Source organism: Anaerobacillus sp. 1_MG-2023, assembly GCF_030547345.1.
Lineage (GTDB): Bacteria > Bacillota > Bacilli > Bacillales > Guptibacillaceae > Guptibacillus > Guptibacillus hwajinpoensis_B.
In genome coordinates, this window is the sequence record NZ_JAUORD010000015.1 from 1 (window position 1) to 15,988 (window position 15,988).

The following is a 15,988-nucleotide window of genomic DNA, read 5'->3' on the forward strand; positions in this document are numbered from 1 at the left end:
TATTTTGATCAATGGTTGGCGCAAGGGTTAATTAATTAACTAAATATGTAGCAGCATATCTTCAACAATCTCGGAGCTTATCTGTAGCAAAGATAAGCTCCCTTATTTGTGAAAAGGGATTTAGTTCCTGGATAATATATGAAATAATTGTAATTATGTATGTGGTAATAGTATCGATTTACACACTCCCATTAACTACTTAAGGAGGTATTATGAAGAATATTTTATTAAGTATATCAGTAATTATTAATCTGTTTTATTTAATCAATGTACTTGCTGGTTTCGGAATTAGGCTGTCTAATCTAATGAATGTCATATTGGGGCTCATATTTGTAGTAAGTATTTTGGGATCTATAATTTTCCTAATACGATCTAAACAAAATACTGATTATCACCCTTTTTTGTCACTAACAGTACTTACATTAAGTTTAGCTTCTTTTGGATGGTTTGCTTTTATTAATTATTTTTCATTAATAATGGGAGTGTAAGATTTTATAAGGTTGGTATTTTGAAGTTGAGTCTTCAAGAAACTCGGAGCGAACACAGAATATAATATAAGCGTTCAATGGTGGTATTGAGGAAGAAAATGAAAGGGGGATGTGATTATTTCACGTATTATTCTATCAACAAAAACATTGTTCAATAGTAAAATTCGCATTGCCCTTATCTGTTATTGTATAGCAATATTCTTTCTCTCTATGTTTTTAATGGGGAGTTACACGAACTTTAGTTTGTTGTTACTCGCTATGTTTATCGTGATGTTCTACGATTTAGTGAGAGAAGAAAAACACCCAGGATTGGTTTTTCTATTTTCCTTTATTAAATTGTTACTAATTAATGTGGTTGGTTATATTATTTTAGATCATAATTCAAGTGGCATTCTCCCCTTAAGTTTTAGTTCGTACGATTCAAATGTCTTTTATCCTTCTATTTTTTTATATTTAATCGGTATCCCGTTACTTGTATCCTACGCTGTTAAAAAAAATCTTGTTATTTAGACAGATGTTATTGCGTTATAGAGAGCTATTCATAAACAATGGTGTGTAACTATGCGGATGAAAGAATTGAACTAACGGAGCAGTTTCGGTTAAATAACCCTACAAAATGGTGCACAGAATGTCGGATGATTAGAGTAAACTCCTGTTATTCTATTGATGAAAGGAGGTCATATTAATGGATTTGCTTAAGGACATGAATACTGCAATGAAGTATATTGAAGATAACCTTACTAACGAAATAGACTACAAAGTAGTGGCAAGTTTAGCTTATTGTTCCGAATATCATTTTAAGAGAATGTTTTCTTTTCTTGCAGGAATGACGTTATCAGAATATATACGCCGTAGACGACTTAGTTTGGCAGCATTTGAGCTTCAAAATAGTAATGTAAAAGTAATTGATGTTGCGATGAAATATGGATACAAATCACCGGACTCCTTCACGAGAGCTTTTCTCAATTTACATGGCGTCACACCAACAGAAGCAAGAAACAAAGGTCAGCATTTAAAAGCATATCCATTTATGACCTTCCAATTATCAATTAGAGGAGGAACTGAAATGAACTATCGAATCGAACAACAAGAAGCATTTAACATCGTTGGTATTATGAAACGAGTTCCAATTGTTTTTGAAGGAGAAAATCCGGAAATAGCTGGGATGTGGCAATCCTTGACTATGGATAAAATAGAACTATTAAAAAAACTATCAAATGTTGAACCTAAAGGGATGATTCAAGCATCAAGTAACTTTTCAGAAGGGCGTATGGAAGAAAAAGGGGAACTTGATCAATATATAGGAGTAGCAACAACCCAAGAATGCCCCGGAAATTTTACTAAACTTGAAGTACCTGCATTAACCTGGGCGATATTTGAATCAACCGGACCATTCCCTAATACATTACAAGAAACATGGGGAAAGATTTATTCAGACTGGTTTCCATCTTCCACCTATCAAGTAACAGAAGGACCCGAAATCGTGTCGATTAAAAGCAAAGATTTAACTTCTACCTCTGTAAAAAGTGAGATTTGGATTCCCGTTAAGAAGAATAATTAATAAAACATTACTGAGCTGTTTTAGACAGCTCTTTTTCTGATGAAAAAATGCAAAAGTTCTCGTAGTGATTTTTGTATTTATGTCTTTAAAGGTTTTTGGAATATTGGTAGCAACGTTTATCTAAAAAATATATTTTGATATCAAGACTTCCACAATCTCGGAGCGGATTGTTGAATAACTCTAGCATAAACTTCCTATTTCCTGGACATAATAAAATCAAGATTACTAGATTCGTAACTTGGGGGAGTGAAGAGAATGTTGTTATCGCTTGTTTGGGAAAAGTATAATCTTGATAAGAAAATTGAAGGATATTCTCCATTAACGCTCAAGACTTACTATTTTCAGTACAATCAGCTCTTATGTCACTTTGGTAATGTTGATATGAATGTGATTACGACAGATCAGCTTAAATCATATTTATTGAAAATGGGGAGTCATTTAAAGCCTTCTAGCTTAGGGCATCGTATCCGGTGTATACGATCGTTGTTTAAATGGACTTATGATGAGGGATTTATTCAGAAAAATCCAGCTGCTAAATTGAAAGAACCTAAGCTTGGTAAAAGGATACCAAAGTTTCTTACTGAAATAGAAATTGAACTCTTGAGAGAGGGTTGTCAGAACACGATGGAAAAAGCTTTGTTTGAATTCTTTTACTCAACTGGTTGTCGTATTGGTGAAGTTGTGAAGCTCAATCGCGAAGATATTAACCTTCATACTAATTCAGTCATTGTTCATGGAAAAGGGGATAAGGAGAGAGAAGTGTATTTTAACACTCGCTGCTCAATCTGGTTGAAACGCTATCTTGATGAGCGTGATGATTTTGAACCTTGCTTATTTATAACTGAGAGAAGGCCAAAAAGACGGATGAGTATTGACCTTATTCGTTATATCATTAAACGAATTTCTAGAAATGCAGGGTTAAAAAAAGAGATTCACCCTCATCAATTGAGACATAGCTACGCGACGCATATGATTAACAACGGTGCTCCTCTTGAGGTAATCCAGAGTTTGATGGGGCACGAGAAAAGTGAAACAACCAAATTGTACGCCCAGCTTAGTGGGAAATTACGGTACGATTTCTATACGAAGTATTTCTGAGAAGCTCATTCCATTTGGAAGGGATTTTTATTAGGAAAAACAATTCTGATTGAAAATCAATATCTTGATAACGTAGCACCAGAAGGTCATCTAAAAGAGCTTACTTAATATTGAGCGAATGGGCATAAGTGCCATTATAATGATTTTTCAAGTTAGCATTTTCGTCTTAAAAGCAATGATTCATTTCTTCTTTTATTCAGCAATATATAAATATAATGACATCAAACCAGCCTTCTTTCATACAATACTTTTGGGGTGGGAAAAATGCCAAGAGTGAAATACACAAGTAAAGACATTGACTTAATGGCAAGGATGATGAGAGCAGAAGCCGAGGGTGAAGGAAAGCAAGGCATGCTATATGTAGGGAATGTCATTGTGAATCGTGCAAAAGCGAATTGTTTAGATTTCCAAGATGTGAGAACTATTCCTCAAGTTATTTATCAAGTCCAGGGAGGGAATTATTCTTTTGAAGCAGTTCAAAAGGGGAATGTCTTCTATAACAGAGCAAGATCGGCTGAGAAAAGGTTAGCGAAAAAGAATTTGGATTATTGGAGAGAACACCCAGGGAAATATTCTCTATGGTATTTCAATCCATATGGTCCATGTCCTCCTACATGGTACGGTCAGCCTTTCGCTGGTCAATATAAAAATCATTGTTATTATGAACCAGCACCTGGAACATGTGGCAGCGTTTATATTGGAGGGTAATTTAATTGGTTCGGAAGTTAAGCAAAAAGTATTATTATAGAAATTCTAAAAAAGCGGGTGCCGATGGCATCCGCTTTTATCACTCGTTTTTCATAGAAGGTGCTGTAAAGACCCATGTGTTCAAAAGACTATAGTTAATTCCCATACCGAATAGAGTAGCAATCAATTTGGCGTTGAAGAGGGACAAGTTTAGCTGTTGCAGTCCAATTTTTATAACGAGCGTTGAAAATACGATCGTTATAAGGTTCACCGCTACAAAACGACTGAATTCCTTTCTATTTCTTTTACCAGTTTGTTGAAAAGTCCACTTGCGATTAACCATATAGCTGTTCACGACACCTGAACTGTATGAAATGCTTTGAGCAATCCAATAAGTCATTCCGATACTTGAGAATAAGAAAAAAACAATTAGATCGACGAAAGTGTTGATGATCCCAGTAATTCCAAATTTCACGAGTTTATTTGACTTATTTTTGGGTAATAACGGCTTGATCAGCATTTCGAAGCTGTTCCTTTCTTCCGTACATTTCACGTACGATGTAAACCGGGCGATCTTTTGCTTCTTCATATATACGCCCAATGTATTCTCCCATCACACCTAATATCATGAGAACGAATCCGAAGAAGATTAACTGGATCACGATTAAGGAGGACCATCCCATAACCGTAGACTCAGTAAATAGCTTTTGATAGATAACAAGGAACATATAGAGGAAACCAGTAATGGATAGAAGAACACCAGCATATGTGGCTAATTTCAATGGCTTATAAGAAAAGGACGTGATCCCGTCTAATGAAAGCTTTAACATCTTTTTTAGAGGGTACTTTGATTCTCCGTATACCCGTTCATCCCGTTCATACTCAACAGCTGTTTGTTTAAACCCCACCCAGCTAACAAGTCCCCTAACAAATCGATTTTTTTCATGGAGCTGATTCATTTGGTCGCATACCCTACGATCAATTAAACGAAAATCTCCTGTATCTACTGGAATATCAACGTCCGTTAAACTACGTAACGTACGATAGAATAGAGAAGCTGTTACTCGTTTAAAGAACGTTTCGCCTTTCCGTTTTGTTCTTTTTGCATAGACGACTTCATATCCTTCTTTCCATTTATGAATCATCTGCTTAATAAGCTCAGGTGGATCCTGTAAATCCGCATCAATGACGACAACTGCGTCACCGCTAGCATAATCCATGCCAGCAGTAATTGCTATTTGATGACCAAAGTTACGAGAAAGATCGATTACTTTCACCTTTTTATCCCACTCACTATAATCTTTCACAATCTCAAGACTACGATCCTGACTCCCATCATTTACAAATATAAGCTCGTAAGATTCTCCAATCTCATTCATTACTTTCTTCAGTCTTCTGTAGGCCTCGACGATGACTTCTTCTTCGTTATACATCGGAATAATAATCGAATATCTTATACGTTTATTCATTTGTATTTCCTCCTTCAGAAGCTGTTAGTTTATACAACTTTGTTGAGCCACCCCGAGGACCGCTGTTTGTGTTCTCATCGTTCGAAACAGTTGAATTCCATTCTTCTTCAGGAATCTCTTCTCCATTCGTAGTAATCCATTCTGCGAGTTCAGAACTTCCGCCTCTTCCTCCTTGATCTGATAGTAAGAAGAAGCTGACTTCTCCGTTTGAGATTAATTCTTTCATTTCATCGACAGAATATACAGGATCTGTTCCAGAGAATCCGCCTGTAGTAATGACGGCTTCTTCTTCGTCAATAATGTAAGGAGCTGCCACTTGATAACTAGTTGTAGCAAATAAATATGTTTCACTTGTATTTTCTGACCTTAAATAAGTAAGAGTTTTTTCGTCAATCTCGATGTCCTCCATTCCTCCAGGAGAGCCCATTTGGGGAGGATTATCCTGTGCCGAATCTTGGAGAGACTCATCAAGCTGAATGTGACTCTGAGCGGCTACTCCATCTCCAACACTTTGCTCTGTGTTAGGTCCAGCTTCGGGTAGCGCGCTATTTCCACCATATACAATTGGTGTTGTTGCCCAATACAATGGACCAATGAATAATATAAGCAACATGGCAATACTGATAGCTGATGTATGAAGCGATTTACGGTATTTCAAAATGGTTAATAGGAGGGTGGAAAGTATGCCTAAGATAAGAACACTTAATGACCATCCTGCACCAATAACCTCATCATAAGGCTTCATAATAACCCATTGGAATAGTGAGGTGAGTCCAATAGAAATTGGTAGAAGCCAAGCTTTCCAGTTGCTTTCATTGCGATAATATTCAAAGAGTTGAACCCCGCCAGTACCGAAGAGAGCTGCAATCGGTGGAGCTAACATTATGAGATAATACTGGTGGAAAAAGCCTGCTATGCTAAAGAAAATACCGACTGGGATGAGCCATGATAACCAAAAGATTGTTTCAATCTGCTTCATAGTTGTCTCTCTCAATCGGAAACCAATCAATAAACCGATGCTAGATAGAATTGCAAACGGTAGTAGCCAACTAGCTTGACCAGACAGTTCAGATTGGAAGAGTCGTAGTGGACCTTCTTCACCAGTTCCAAACATATTTCCTTGTGAGCCTCCGGGTTGACCACCTTGTGTTGCTTGCGCAGCATCTCCTTGATTTCCATTCTGGTTAGATGGAGGGCCTTGTTGGATTCTACCATTGTTGACGATAACCTGATCACTAGCACCCTCTGGAGCATTCAATCCTGTAGGCGTATTATTTCCGGTGGTGCCACCATCGCCAGGCGTCCCATTCTGGTCACCTGTTAGTCTAGAGAGCCCGTTATATCCAAATGCCAGTTCTAGTACAGAGTTTGTATCACTACTTCCAATGTAAGGTCGCTCATCTTCGGGAATCGCATCAACAATGACGGCCCATGAGAGCGAAACAGCAAGTAATATGGCTGTTGCACTTGCAAGAACTTTTGCTTTTTTCTTCCAATTGGTTTTGGCTGCTAGGAGATAGAAGAGGTAAAAAGCAGGCAATACCATATAAGCTTGAAGCATTTTCATATTAAAACCGATACCAATAATTGCAAATGCACCGATCAAGCTCCATGTGCTATTATTTTTCACCCCTTTAAATAAGAAATAAGTTGCAAGTAAAAGAGTAAAAACAAGCATGCTATCAATATTGTTTGTTCGACTAACAGCAACTGCAATAGGGGTTGTTGCCATCGCTAGGGCTGATAGTCGAGCTGCTGTCGTTCCATAAGAAGGTTTAATGAGAAAATAAAGCAGAAGGACTGATCCAACCCCAGCAAGCGCCTGTGGAAGAATCACGCTCCAACCATGTAATCCAAAAATCTCCGCGCTCACCGTTTGGATCCAGAATGTCAATGGTGGTTTATCTACGGTTACTGATCCGGCAGAATCAAGTGAAGCAAAGAAGAAATTATGGAAGCTTTCCATCATACTTCCCACAGTCATAGTGTAATAGGTATTAACATATTCATCCTTCCAAATATTAAAAGCGTTTAGAAATGCCGATAGTATGAAGATAAAGACAAGGGGGACATCCAATCGAGATCTTAATTTGTTTATCAACGTTTATCACTCCATTTTTTATTCATTCGTTGTTTGTAGCTATAAATGTATTGTGCATGATGAAACTGATGTAGACTTTAAAACTAGCTGAAAGTTAGCTGAAAGCTGTATTTCTTTTTAAGTAAAGACCTTATAATGAAAAACAAAGAATGAGTTCTATGATTTCTGTCTAGAAAGTAGGTAACAAAATGAATGTAACTGCCATTAGAGTCTTATTAGTTGATGATGAAAAACATATTTTGCAGTTTTTAGAAATGGGTCTTACGAACGAAGGATATGAGGTGAAGACAGCTGCCGAAGGAATGAGTGCGGTGACGTTGGTGAAGGAGTTCAAACCACATATCACGATTCTTGATGTCATGATGCCAGGTATCGGTGGATTCGAGGTATGCAAGATGATTCGCAAAAGCGGTGTTCAAACGTCAGTTATTATGTTAACTGCAAAAGATGAAGTGGAAGATCGTGTGAAAGGTTTAAGTCTAGGCGCAGATGATTACGTAGTTAAACCATTTAGTTTCGAAGAGCTATTGGCGAGAATTCAGGCACGACTTCGTAATCAGTTTCCTGATCTATTTGGCGAAGTGGTTTATGGTTCTTTTAAGATTGATGATCGTCGTAAGGAATTATTTTATCAGAACACACTTTTGGGGCTTTCACCCACTGAATATGAATTACTAAAATACCTTATTCTTAATCATGGCATGGTTCTTAGTAAACTTATGATTCTAGATAAAGTATGGGGATATACTTTTCAAGGCGAGGATAATATTGTAGAAGTTTATATTAGAGCACTAAGAGATAAGCTTCAAGATAAAGAACACAAGCTGATTCGGACGATAAGAGGGTCAGGGTATAGGTTGGATATCCAATGAAGAAGGTTAATGGCCAATTTTTTAAACGATTATTTGCGCCGCAATCGTTAAGGTATCAGCTATTAATAAGAATGTTGTTTATACTATCGTTTATTTTAATGGTCATTGGTTTACTCCAGTTTATTATCATGAAGGATTTTCTCTATGAAAATGAAGCGGCAAGTTTACGATCAAAGCTAATGACCATACCTATTGAAGCCCTATTAACAGAAGATATTCTTACAAAACCCCCTAATGCTGGTGATCCTGGTTTCCTTTCAAGAGAAGAGTTTTCATTAGCTATATTAGATGAGGAATATACCAATTTGTTATCAGAAGAGGGACTAGCGGTACCAGAAATCTCAGAAAGTGAGCGTATGAAGCTCCGGAACGATTTTGATAGTCATCTGCCAAGTGACCCGCTTCTCGTTGAGGATTCGAATGGAACAGAGCAGATAGTCGTATTTAGACCAATTCCTCCTGATTTTCCTACTAATAAGGATGGATTTTTGCAAATGGGGATTAGTACTGCTTCACTTCAACTAATCTTGTGGAGGCAGCTTCTAACGTTTATGGTGCTTTCATTAGTTGCATTACTTGCGGGGCTCGGTATTTACTTATCTGTCATTCGTAAAACACTTAACCCTCTTTCGACAATTGTTGATCAAGTGAAGAGTATTAGTGCGTCAAATCTTACGAATAGAGTCCCTGATTATCAAGGGCAAGAAGAAATAGATCGCTTAAGTAGGTCTTTTAATGAGATGTTAGAGCGATTAGACATCTCTTTTGAACATGAGAAAGAATTAAAAGACCAAATGAGACAATTTATTGCGGACGCTTCCCATGAATTAAGAACCCCTCTAACATCCATTTATGGTTACATTGAAGTTCTTTTAAGAGGAGCTTCTGAGAAGCCTGAACAGTTAGCTATAATTCTAAATAGCATGCATGGTGAAACGAAAAGAGTGATTACTCTTGTTGAAGAACTTTTATTATTAGCCAAGTTAGATCGAGCTCCTGAACTTCACTTAAAAGAGACCAATTTAACAAAGCTCGTGCGGAATATGATTCCTAACCTAACTTTACTAGCTGACAAGCGAACCGTTCATTTCGATCTTACAGAAGGGTTAAAAGTAATGGCGGACCCTGATAAAATCAAGCAGGTTATATTAAATATCTTTCATAACGCCGTTCATCATACAGATCATAGTGATGGAAGCATTCAGTTATCACTAATAGTAGAAAAAGATAAAGCTCTTATAAGTATAAAAGATAACGGACCAGGAATAAATAAAGATAATCTTGCCCATGTATTTGATCGTTTCTATCGTGTAGATGACTCTAGAACGCGGAAATATGGTGGAGCCGGATTAGGTCTTTCTATTACGAAATCAATAGTGGAATCTCATAAAGGCTCAGTTGAAGTGGAGAGTTCAGTCGGCGAAGGAGCTACTTTTAAAGTGTATTTAAATATAAAAAAATAAAAAGGGTGATCAAGCATTGTAAAAAGCGCTTGATCACCTTTTCAGTTTTTATGGATGGAGATAAATAGGAAGGTTATTTAATATGTTGAAGGTCATCATTTAATTTCTTTGATTCATGCTTGAAGTAGAGATAGAAAGCTATCCACATCACGCTATAAAAAACGGATGATATAATGAGGAATATAAGAATGTTTATTGCTCCACCTTCGATCCAACCGATTCCATACGCTAGAATAAAGTAAACGACCGTTACTGTGCAAAAATGTAAAGCCGTTTGCTGTGGAAGTTTTAGTGAACGAATTTCAAAGTATAGGGGTGTCACGGTAAATAACCATCCACAGAAAATGGCACCTAAGGAGTTTGTCACAAAAAGACTTGAATCAAGTGTCGTTTGTTCTCCGAAAAAGATCACAGCGTACGTCAGCAAAACAGCCAGGAATCCCCCGAAAAATAGCCCTATCATACTTCTAAATAGAAATGTTTTCATTTATTTGTTCCTCCTATTCATTTTTAGAACGTCTTTCAATTTTCCTACATAGTGTCTTGAAGCATATTCTTTTTTGCCAGAGTGGAAGTGTACAGCAAGTGTTCCGTTAAAAGATGGCTCAAAATGATTGATTTCGTGCAGATTAGCAATAACGGATTTGGAGAGGCGTATAAATGTATTAAATGGAAGACTCTCTTCTAGCTTATATAATTTCTCCTTTACTTTAAAAACACCATCGGAAGTTGTCGCCATGACCTGATCCCCCTCTGAATGGAAGTAGTGCACATCGTTTGGTTTTATAATGTGCTGCTGCTCGCCTTTTTTACCTACAATGAACTCTGTTCTTTGTGCATTAAGATAATCGAGAATCTCTTTAATTGAATCATCCACTTCTTTGCAGTGAATCGTAACGCTAGTTTCTCGATACTTCCCGTCAACGTCGAGTGAAATTTTCACTTATTCACATCCTTTCTTTCGCGTCCTTCTTATGGTTTAGTATAGATCTGGAAAAGATGAATGTCATTAGAATGAAGGTAAGTGGTCATATCTTCAGGATAAGATGCATCTGGCGACGTTTCTGTTACGTAGCAATGACGGAGGTGACAAAGAAAAATTCATGCTGCTAAAAAAATGATTGCCAGCAAGATACTGTTTTGAAATAATTGGGAGTGAGGACAAAATGTGCGGAGGTTATATCATAGTGGGACATATTGTAGCAGCGATTTATGTAACGTTAGGGTTTTTATTATTTTCGTTTGCTTATTTTGATGGGTTTTATGTGACTTGGTTTGACGAGCTAGGTATTAGCATTATTGTATTTGGTATCGCGTTGCACCTAGTTATTTTTATAAGAGAAGATGAAAAGAAGAGAACTTACAATCAAAACCCAGAACAGGAAGTAGAAGATGATGAAGAATTTTAACCGTTTTACAGTTAACGAGCAAGGAGGAGATCGTTGAGGAGACCTATAGGCGTTTCACTCATAAGTTATTTCTATTTATTTGGAGCTGTTGTTTTACTGTTAACGTCAGTTTTTTATGATCCGAATGCGAATTCTATCGGAATAGCAGATCGATTTGGACTGCCGGATGCACCGGAAAGGTTAGTGAGAGTATGTACCGCTTTTCTTACTTTAGGGATGATTTATGGATATATGAGGCTGAAAAAGTGGGGATTCTGGATGATGATCACTTATTCCGTTGTTTTCGGATTCATTAGTTCAATCCTTGTTTCGAATCAATTTCAGCAACCCTTTTTGGGGAATATGCTTTTTTCAGTGGTTGTATTCGTTTATACCATATATGTAAGAAAAGATTTTCTACAACCGTTTAATCAGGGCGAGCAAGTTATGGAACAATAAAACTGAGGTAAATAAGCTAAAGAGAGTGGGCGGAAAGAGCCATGATTGTTTTTAATTTCATTTCACACTGGTCCTTACCGAACAATTTAGAAAAAGTTGGGACGAAAATAACGGATCAACTACAGGTGCAAAACGGGTTATTAAGAGAGATTAAAAACAAAATAAAAGAAGTAGATTAGCAGATTTTAATCTTATCTTGAGTAGTTCATTTATAGCTTAACAAGGGTAGATGATGCTATAAATGAATGTTAAATAGAGAAGGAATGGAGCATGCCGAAATGTAAAAATTGAGGTTACCAATCTGAGTGGATGGTGATGACAAAGAAAACAATTGGAATGAAACAGTTTATTTCAGGAATAACATGTCCAAACTGTCAGGAACCTCATTATTCTCAATTAAGAAAATCTCGCTATATTCCTTTCTTTATTCTTTTTCACATTTATTTAATCTTCTTTATTTTTTATAGTGAGAAATTCACGGTGTCTTTGTTTATTGGAGGTTGTGTCGTTTTCTTACTATTATTGTTCTTCCTCTTTCCGTATATGATTACTTTGATGTATCGGAAGCAACCGGATTAATATAGAATGCGTTTATAGGGTTGCAACAATAGCCTGTTTTTGATGGAGGAGTAATAAAAATACGCTTGTGATGGGCCCATTCAAAGGTGAATAGAAACGTACATAAAATACAGAACTCTTTTTAAAAAGAAAGGGGTCACCTTCTAATTTGATAAGATGCCCCCTTTCTAATCAGTTCTTCGCTTTTTTGTTCGCTCGATCTTCTTCCTCTGTTTCGAGCATGCCGTAATCGCCATTCATCGCCTGTTCATCTAAATCCGCACCATATTCATTCGTGAATTTGTTCCTATTGTTTTGATTTATTTCTTCTTTGCTTGGTGTCTTTTTGTCCATGATATTCACCTCCACTGAATAGGTTGGCTAATCATGGAAAAAGTATACCTCTTAAATGAGCCGGATAACCACTATTTCTGAAAAACAAAGGTACGTTCATTTGTGAGACTTGTTTTATAAACAACTAAGATTAAAAAAGTGCCTCGCCCTTATAGAAAAGGGTGAGGCGCTTTTGGGGAGATCCATTATTGATAATTAATGATTGCTGGATTTGGATCAAGTTGCAACACTTCGGATGGAGTTAGAACCGGTTTATCTTTGTTATAGAAAATTTTAAATCCGCCGTATTGAACAGGCTCATTTCGAACAAATTTACGGTAAAGCGACATTTTCGTTCCATAGTCGCCATATCCGTCAAAGTTTAGAGCAACCTCTACGTTATCTGTTGGCTTGATTGCCTGTTTGTTCGTCACAGCGTGATCAGTGAACTGGTGGACGAGAACAATCTTATCGGGTAAATCATTATCTTCAACAAATTTAGATACATAGTCGACAACTTCCTGTACTTCTGAGCCATCCACACTACCTAGATCGATACCTGGTGTTTGACCTTCTTCTACATGGAACTCCGTATCAATAGCAACGTGAACGTAAGGAAGCTTAAGCCATTTTTCAAGAAGCTTCACTTGATGAAGAGCAGTGTCACGACCCAGCTGAACATCTAGCATTAAAATGGCATTATGTTTCTTAGCAAGCTCTGCGTATTCGTCAATATCCTCTTCTGAGGTCATGTGATAATATTTACCATTCGGTCCTGGATCGCGCTGAGCAATCGTTGTGATTAACTCAATTGTTGGAATCGCTGGGCGGTTTGGATCAGCATCGGAATAAGCTTGTGTTTGTTCTTTTAATTTCTTCATCAGGGCTTCAGGTTCCATCTCACCGAGAATACCCATTTGAGTGGAGTTCGGTTGACCATAGTAAGCAACAAGGCGGTAATCTTTTAGAATACCATCCGTTTCATCAGTTGTGCCTTCCATTAATGTTTCTCCAACAGGTGTTTTTCTTGTGCGATCTTCACCGTGGGCTTCAACGACAGGCATTTTCGCTAATTCTTCTTCAGTCATGGTTTCCTCAAGCGGTTTAGCGTTCTCAGAAGGCTCCATGGCTTCGAAAGGTTGAGTGGTCTCTTCTTTTTGTTCCGTCTTGTCTTCGTTTTCTTTGCTTTCATCTTCATTCGTTGCTTGCTGATCAGTTTTTTCGTCAGTTTGCTCGTTTGTTGATGCGGTGTTCGAACAAGCGGCAACTAAAGCCACTAAAGCAACGAGAAGGAAAAGGAATAGCTTCCTCATGATGTTCACTTCCTTATGTAAGTTAATGAGATTCATAGTTTTGTCAAAACGACCCTCTCATTCTAACACATCCCGAGTAAAACCGAACGAATAGACGGGTAATAAGGTAAAATGAGGTAATCAGTACTATATTTCATTTCAAAAGCGATCGTCTACAAAGAAAAGCTGCCGTCCTTTTAAAGAGATGGCAGCTTTAAAGTAATATTGGCAGGTGAAACAATTTTACATGTAGAGGTTCATTCAATTTAGTCAATGGAACGGACGTACTCAGCGATTGCGGCAACTTCGCCTTCTTCGAATTGAGGCTTTGCTTCATATTCATGGCGCTCAATGGCGTCGTCGATGGTTTCAGCACTTCCATCGTGTAAATAAGGTGCTGTCGCAAAGACGCCAAGTAGCGTCGGAACATCAAACTGAGAAGGTGTTCTAGGATTTTGGAAGTGAGCTCTTGCATCGCCATCAGATGGTTGATCTGTTTCATTCGCTGTTCCAATATCATAGAGGAAATCGGTGTTATCAGTTGATAACTTTCCGTTTGCATCTAGAGCATTCGCACTATTTGTAAATTGCGATCCGCCATGGCAAGAAAGACAGTTACCAGCACCTTCAAAAAGTTCTTTCCCGAGTTCAGCTTGATCCGTTAAACTACCATCATCAGCTCGATAAGGACTTTCTGGAACGGGAAATGATTCTGGCTGATCCAGGTAAGCGAAGAGCGCATCATACATATGCTGCACGTCGTCAGGAAGCTCTTCTCCAGCATCGTAATCAAGCATACCGCCCATTTCTCCCTGAATCGTTAAGATATAATCCGTGAAATCATCTCGACTTCCATCCCATAGGAACAAACCGGTTTCGGTTGCTTTCACATTACTGGGCACGTTACGAGGTCCTTTCGGTGTCGTTAATGTTAACCCATTAATATCGCCATCAGCATGACAAGAAGCGCAGCTCATCCAGTTGTTTCCTGTGATATCTGTCGCATAATCATCGCTATTCCCACTATAAAAAATTTGTTTTCCTTCTCTCTCAAGAGGGGAGAGGGGGTCCTCTTTGATTAGTGCTAGATTATCACCAGATAGTTTCGCACGAGCATAAGCGCTATCGCCACCAGTATTGATTGTTGTGAGATCATGGCTCATCGCATTGTGAACGTAAAGCTCACTTCCATCCGGGGAGATGGCGATTCCTCTTGGATTATCACCAGGAATTCTTCTTAATACTTGAGTCGCATTACCGCCACGCGTAAGATCAAATACAACGAGGTCCTCACTACCTGCCATAACGACGTATGCTTTTTTACCTTCTGGGTCAAATGCAACATCGTATGGATTAGATACAATTAACGTTTCATTATCCACGTCTAACACATTTATTTCATCAAAAAGCTCTTTCCGTTGATCCACAAGCTCTTTATCTTCTTCGAGATCAATGACCGAGATCGCTGGAAAGACGGTTTCTTCAAAATTGATCGGTGTATCCACATTTGTCACAAGATGGGGAACCCATGCGGTTTTGCCGTCTGGCGCTATGACAAACTGTTCTAACTTGTTTGGGATTCCTTGACTCACTTTAGGATCGTTCTGATCTGGTGAATCTACTAGTTTGATGATGGAAGTAACGGCATCTTCATTCGTTTCAATCACACTTATTTTTCCTGACAAATAGTGAGGAACGTAAATTTTCTGCCCGTCTTTTGTCATTGTGAGCGTACGAGGACGTTCATCCACTTGAATGGTCTTTGTTGTTTTCTCTTCCTGTAAATCAATGACAGAGACAGAAGAAGAGCGGTAATTTGCAACATACAATGTTGTGCCGTCAGGACTTGTAACTAATCCAAATGGCTCATTAGCTGTTGGAATCGAGTCTGTCACTTTCTTTTTCTTCAGATCAATGACATCGATCTGATTGCTGTACATCGTACTAACATAGAGCGTTTTTCCATCAGGACTTAATGCGAGCTGTCTTGGTTCTTTCCCAACAGGAATTTCGTCCATGACTTCCTTCGTTGATGGATCGACAATCGAAACGGTATTGACATCTATGTTGGCAATATAAAGAACTTCGCCACTTTCATCAAGAAGCGTATTTGTACTTGTACTTGTTTGCTCCCTTATCACTTCAGGATCCTCACTGCACGCAGTGAGGATCAGAAGGAGGATAAATGAGAGTGGGAAGAAGAGCTTTTTCATCATCAC

At 38.0% G+C, this 15,988-nt stretch carries 17 protein-coding genes; 9 read left to right on the forward strand and 8 right to left on the reverse strand.

From position 1 onward, the window contains the following. The first annotated feature begins 1,173 nt into the window (after positions 1-1,173). The 3 genes from Q4550_RS19730 (at position 1,174) to Q4550_RS19740 (ending at position 3,855) form a co-directional block, all read left to right on the forward strand. Positions 1,174-2,049 (forward strand): AraC family transcriptional regulator, encoded by an 876-nt coding sequence (locus Q4550_RS19730; RefSeq protein WP_303535435.1) that lies wholly within the window; start codon positions 1,174-1,176, stop codon positions 2,047-2,049. A gap of 255 nt (positions 2,050-2,304) precedes the next feature. Further along, positions 2,305-3,147: a tyrosine-type recombinase/integrase gene (locus Q4550_RS19735; protein ID WP_303535438.1), complete on the forward strand. Its 843-nt coding sequence runs from the start codon at positions 2,305-2,307 to the stop codon at positions 3,145-3,147. A 264-nt stretch (positions 3,148-3,411) separates the two neighbouring features. Continuing rightward, positions 3,412-3,855 (forward strand): cell wall hydrolase, encoded by a 444-nt coding sequence (locus Q4550_RS19740; RefSeq protein WP_194218924.1) that lies wholly within the window; start codon positions 3,412-3,414, stop codon positions 3,853-3,855. Between the two features lie 79 nt (positions 3,856-3,934). On the opposite strand, the gene Q4550_RS19745 is transcribed toward Q4550_RS19740, so the two are convergent. From Q4550_RS19745 to Q4550_RS19755, 3 genes are read right to left on the reverse strand one after another with little or no spacing between them, the layout of a single operon-like run. Continuing rightward, the gene (locus Q4550_RS19745) at positions 3,935-4,354 is read right to left on the reverse strand and encodes a GtrA family protein (protein WP_303535440.1); all 420 of its coding nucleotides are present in this window, start codon (positions 4,352-4,354) and stop codon (positions 3,935-3,937) included. Then, the gene (locus Q4550_RS19750) at positions 4,323-5,303 is read right to left on the reverse strand and encodes a glycosyltransferase family 2 protein (protein ID WP_303535441.1); all 981 of its coding nucleotides are present in this window, start codon (positions 5,301-5,303) and stop codon (positions 4,323-4,325) included. The genes Q4550_RS19745 and Q4550_RS19750 overlap by 32 nt, the downstream gene beginning before the upstream one ends. Next, the gene (locus tag Q4550_RS19755) at positions 5,296-7,404 is read right to left on the reverse strand and encodes a glycosyltransferase family 39 protein (RefSeq protein ID WP_303535442.1); all 2,109 of its coding nucleotides are present in this window, start codon (positions 7,402-7,404) and stop codon (positions 5,296-5,298) included. Before Q4550_RS19755 ends, Q4550_RS19750 begins: the two co-directional genes overlap by 8 nt. Before the next feature lie 188 nt (positions 7,405-7,592). Between Q4550_RS19755 and Q4550_RS19760 the strand changes: the two genes are divergently transcribed. Together Q4550_RS19760 and Q4550_RS19765 are read left to right on the forward strand one after the other, a co-directional pair. Then, positions 7,593-8,276, forward strand: coding sequence for a response regulator transcription factor (locus tag Q4550_RS19760; RefSeq protein ID WP_303535443.1), 684 nt, complete (start codon positions 7,593-7,595; stop codon positions 8,274-8,276). Beyond that, a complete protein-coding gene (locus tag Q4550_RS19765; RefSeq protein ID WP_303535444.1) occupies positions 8,273-9,739 on the forward strand; it encodes a sensor histidine kinase in 1,467 nt (488 codons plus the stop codon). The genes Q4550_RS19760 and Q4550_RS19765 overlap by 4 nt, the downstream gene beginning before the upstream one ends. A gap of 73 nt (positions 9,740-9,812) precedes the next feature. On the opposite strand, the gene Q4550_RS19770 is transcribed toward Q4550_RS19765, so the two are convergent. Together Q4550_RS19770 and Q4550_RS19775 are read right to left on the reverse strand one after the other, a co-directional pair. Further along, positions 9,813-10,226 (reverse strand): DUF3021 domain-containing protein, encoded by a 414-nt coding sequence (locus Q4550_RS19770; protein WP_303535445.1) that lies wholly within the window; start codon positions 10,224-10,226, stop codon positions 9,813-9,815. Further along, on the reverse strand, positions 10,227-10,682 hold the full coding sequence (locus tag Q4550_RS19775; protein ID WP_303535447.1) for a LytTR family DNA-binding domain-containing protein: 456 nt from the start codon (positions 10,680-10,682) through the stop codon (positions 10,227-10,229). 244 nt (positions 10,683-10,926) lie between these two features. Between Q4550_RS19775 and Q4550_RS19780 the strand changes: the two genes are divergently transcribed. The 4 genes from Q4550_RS19780 to Q4550_RS19795 all read left to right on the forward strand — a co-directional run bounded on the left by Q4550_RS19780 (position 10,927) and on the right by Q4550_RS19795 (position 12,165). Next, positions 10,927-11,148, forward strand: a complete 222-nt coding sequence (locus Q4550_RS19780; protein ID WP_303535449.1) for a hypothetical protein — start codon at positions 10,927-10,929, stop codon at positions 11,146-11,148. Positions 11,149-11,181: 33 nt separating this feature from the next. After that, complete coding sequence (locus tag Q4550_RS19785; protein ID WP_303535451.1) at positions 11,182-11,586, forward strand: hypothetical protein; 405 nt, start codon at positions 11,182-11,184, stop codon at positions 11,584-11,586. Between the two features lie 41 nt (positions 11,587-11,627). Continuing rightward, positions 11,628-11,765, forward strand: coding sequence for a hypothetical protein (locus tag Q4550_RS19790; RefSeq protein ID WP_303535452.1), 138 nt, complete (start codon positions 11,628-11,630; stop codon positions 11,763-11,765). Between the two features lie 136 nt (positions 11,766-11,901). Beyond that, entirely contained in the window at positions 11,902-12,165 is a 264-nt protein-coding gene (locus Q4550_RS19795) for a hypothetical protein (protein ID WP_303535454.1), read from the forward strand. Positions 12,166-12,336: 171 nt separating this feature from the next. Here Q4550_RS19795 and Q4550_RS19800 read toward each other — a convergent pair whose 3' ends face one another. The 3 genes from Q4550_RS19800 to Q4550_RS19810 form a co-directional block, all read right to left on the reverse strand. Further along, the gene (locus tag Q4550_RS19800; RefSeq protein WP_303535455.1) at positions 12,337-12,498 is read right to left on the reverse strand and encodes a DUF4021 domain-containing protein; all 162 of its coding nucleotides are present in this window, start codon (positions 12,496-12,498) and stop codon (positions 12,337-12,339) included. Positions 12,499-12,683: 185 nt separating this feature from the next. After that, positions 12,684-13,790 carry a hypothetical protein gene (locus Q4550_RS19805; RefSeq protein WP_303535456.1) on the reverse strand — a complete coding sequence of 369 codons (1,107 nt, stop codon included), beginning with the start codon at positions 13,788-13,790 and terminating at the stop codon, positions 12,684-12,686. 245 nt (positions 13,791-14,035) lie between these two features. Next, the gene (locus Q4550_RS19810; RefSeq protein ID WP_303535562.1) at positions 14,036-15,982 is read right to left on the reverse strand and encodes a beta-propeller fold lactonase family protein; all 1,947 of its coding nucleotides are present in this window, start codon (positions 15,980-15,982) and stop codon (positions 14,036-14,038) included. Positions 15,983-15,988: the final 6 nt, after the last annotated feature.

What these genes read in the sequence shown, in the direction of transcription:
- Q4550_RS19730 (WP_303535435.1), top strand. Translation starts at nt 1,174, where the DNA reads ATGGATTTGCTTAAGGACATGAATACTGCAATGAAGTATATTGAAGAT.
- Q4550_RS19735 (WP_303535438.1), top strand. Translation starts at nt 2,305, where the DNA reads ATGTTGTTATCGCTTGTTTGGGAAAAGTATAATCTTGATAAGAAAATT.
- Q4550_RS19740 (WP_194218924.1), top strand. Translation starts at nt 3,412, where the DNA reads ATGCCAAGAGTGAAATACACAAGTAAAGACATTGACTTAATGGCAAGG.
- Q4550_RS19745 (WP_303535440.1), bottom strand. Translation starts at nt 4,354, where the DNA reads ATGCTGATCAAGCCGTTATTACCCAAAAATAAGTCAAATAAACTCGTG.
- Q4550_RS19750 (WP_303535441.1), bottom strand. Translation starts at nt 5,303, where the DNA reads ATGAATAAACGTATAAGATATTCGATTATTATTCCGATGTATAACGAA.
- Q4550_RS19760 (WP_303535443.1), top strand. Translation starts at nt 7,593, where the DNA reads ATGAATGTAACTGCCATTAGAGTCTTATTAGTTGATGATGAAAAACAT.
- Q4550_RS19765 (WP_303535444.1), top strand. Translation starts at nt 8,273, where the DNA reads ATGAAGAAGGTTAATGGCCAATTTTTTAAACGATTATTTGCGCCGCAA.
- Q4550_RS19770 (WP_303535445.1), bottom strand. Translation starts at nt 10,226, where the DNA reads ATGAAAACATTTCTATTTAGAAGTATGATAGGGCTATTTTTCGGGGGA.
- Q4550_RS19790 (WP_303535452.1), top strand. Translation starts at nt 11,628, where the DNA reads ATGATTGTTTTTAATTTCATTTCACACTGGTCCTTACCGAACAATTTA.
- Q4550_RS19795 (WP_303535454.1), top strand. Translation starts at nt 11,902, where the DNA reads ATGACAAAGAAAACAATTGGAATGAAACAGTTTATTTCAGGAATAACA.
- Q4550_RS19800 (WP_303535455.1), bottom strand. Translation starts at nt 12,498, where the DNA reads ATGGACAAAAAGACACCAAGCAAAGAAGAAATAAATCAAAACAATAGG.
- Q4550_RS19805 (WP_303535456.1), bottom strand. Translation starts at nt 13,790, where the DNA reads ATGAGGAAGCTATTCCTTTTCCTTCTCGTTGCTTTAGTGGCTTTAGTT.
- Q4550_RS19810 (WP_303535562.1), bottom strand. Translation starts at nt 15,982, where the DNA reads ATGAAAAAGCTCTTCTTCCCACTCTCATTTATCCTCCTTCTGATCCTC.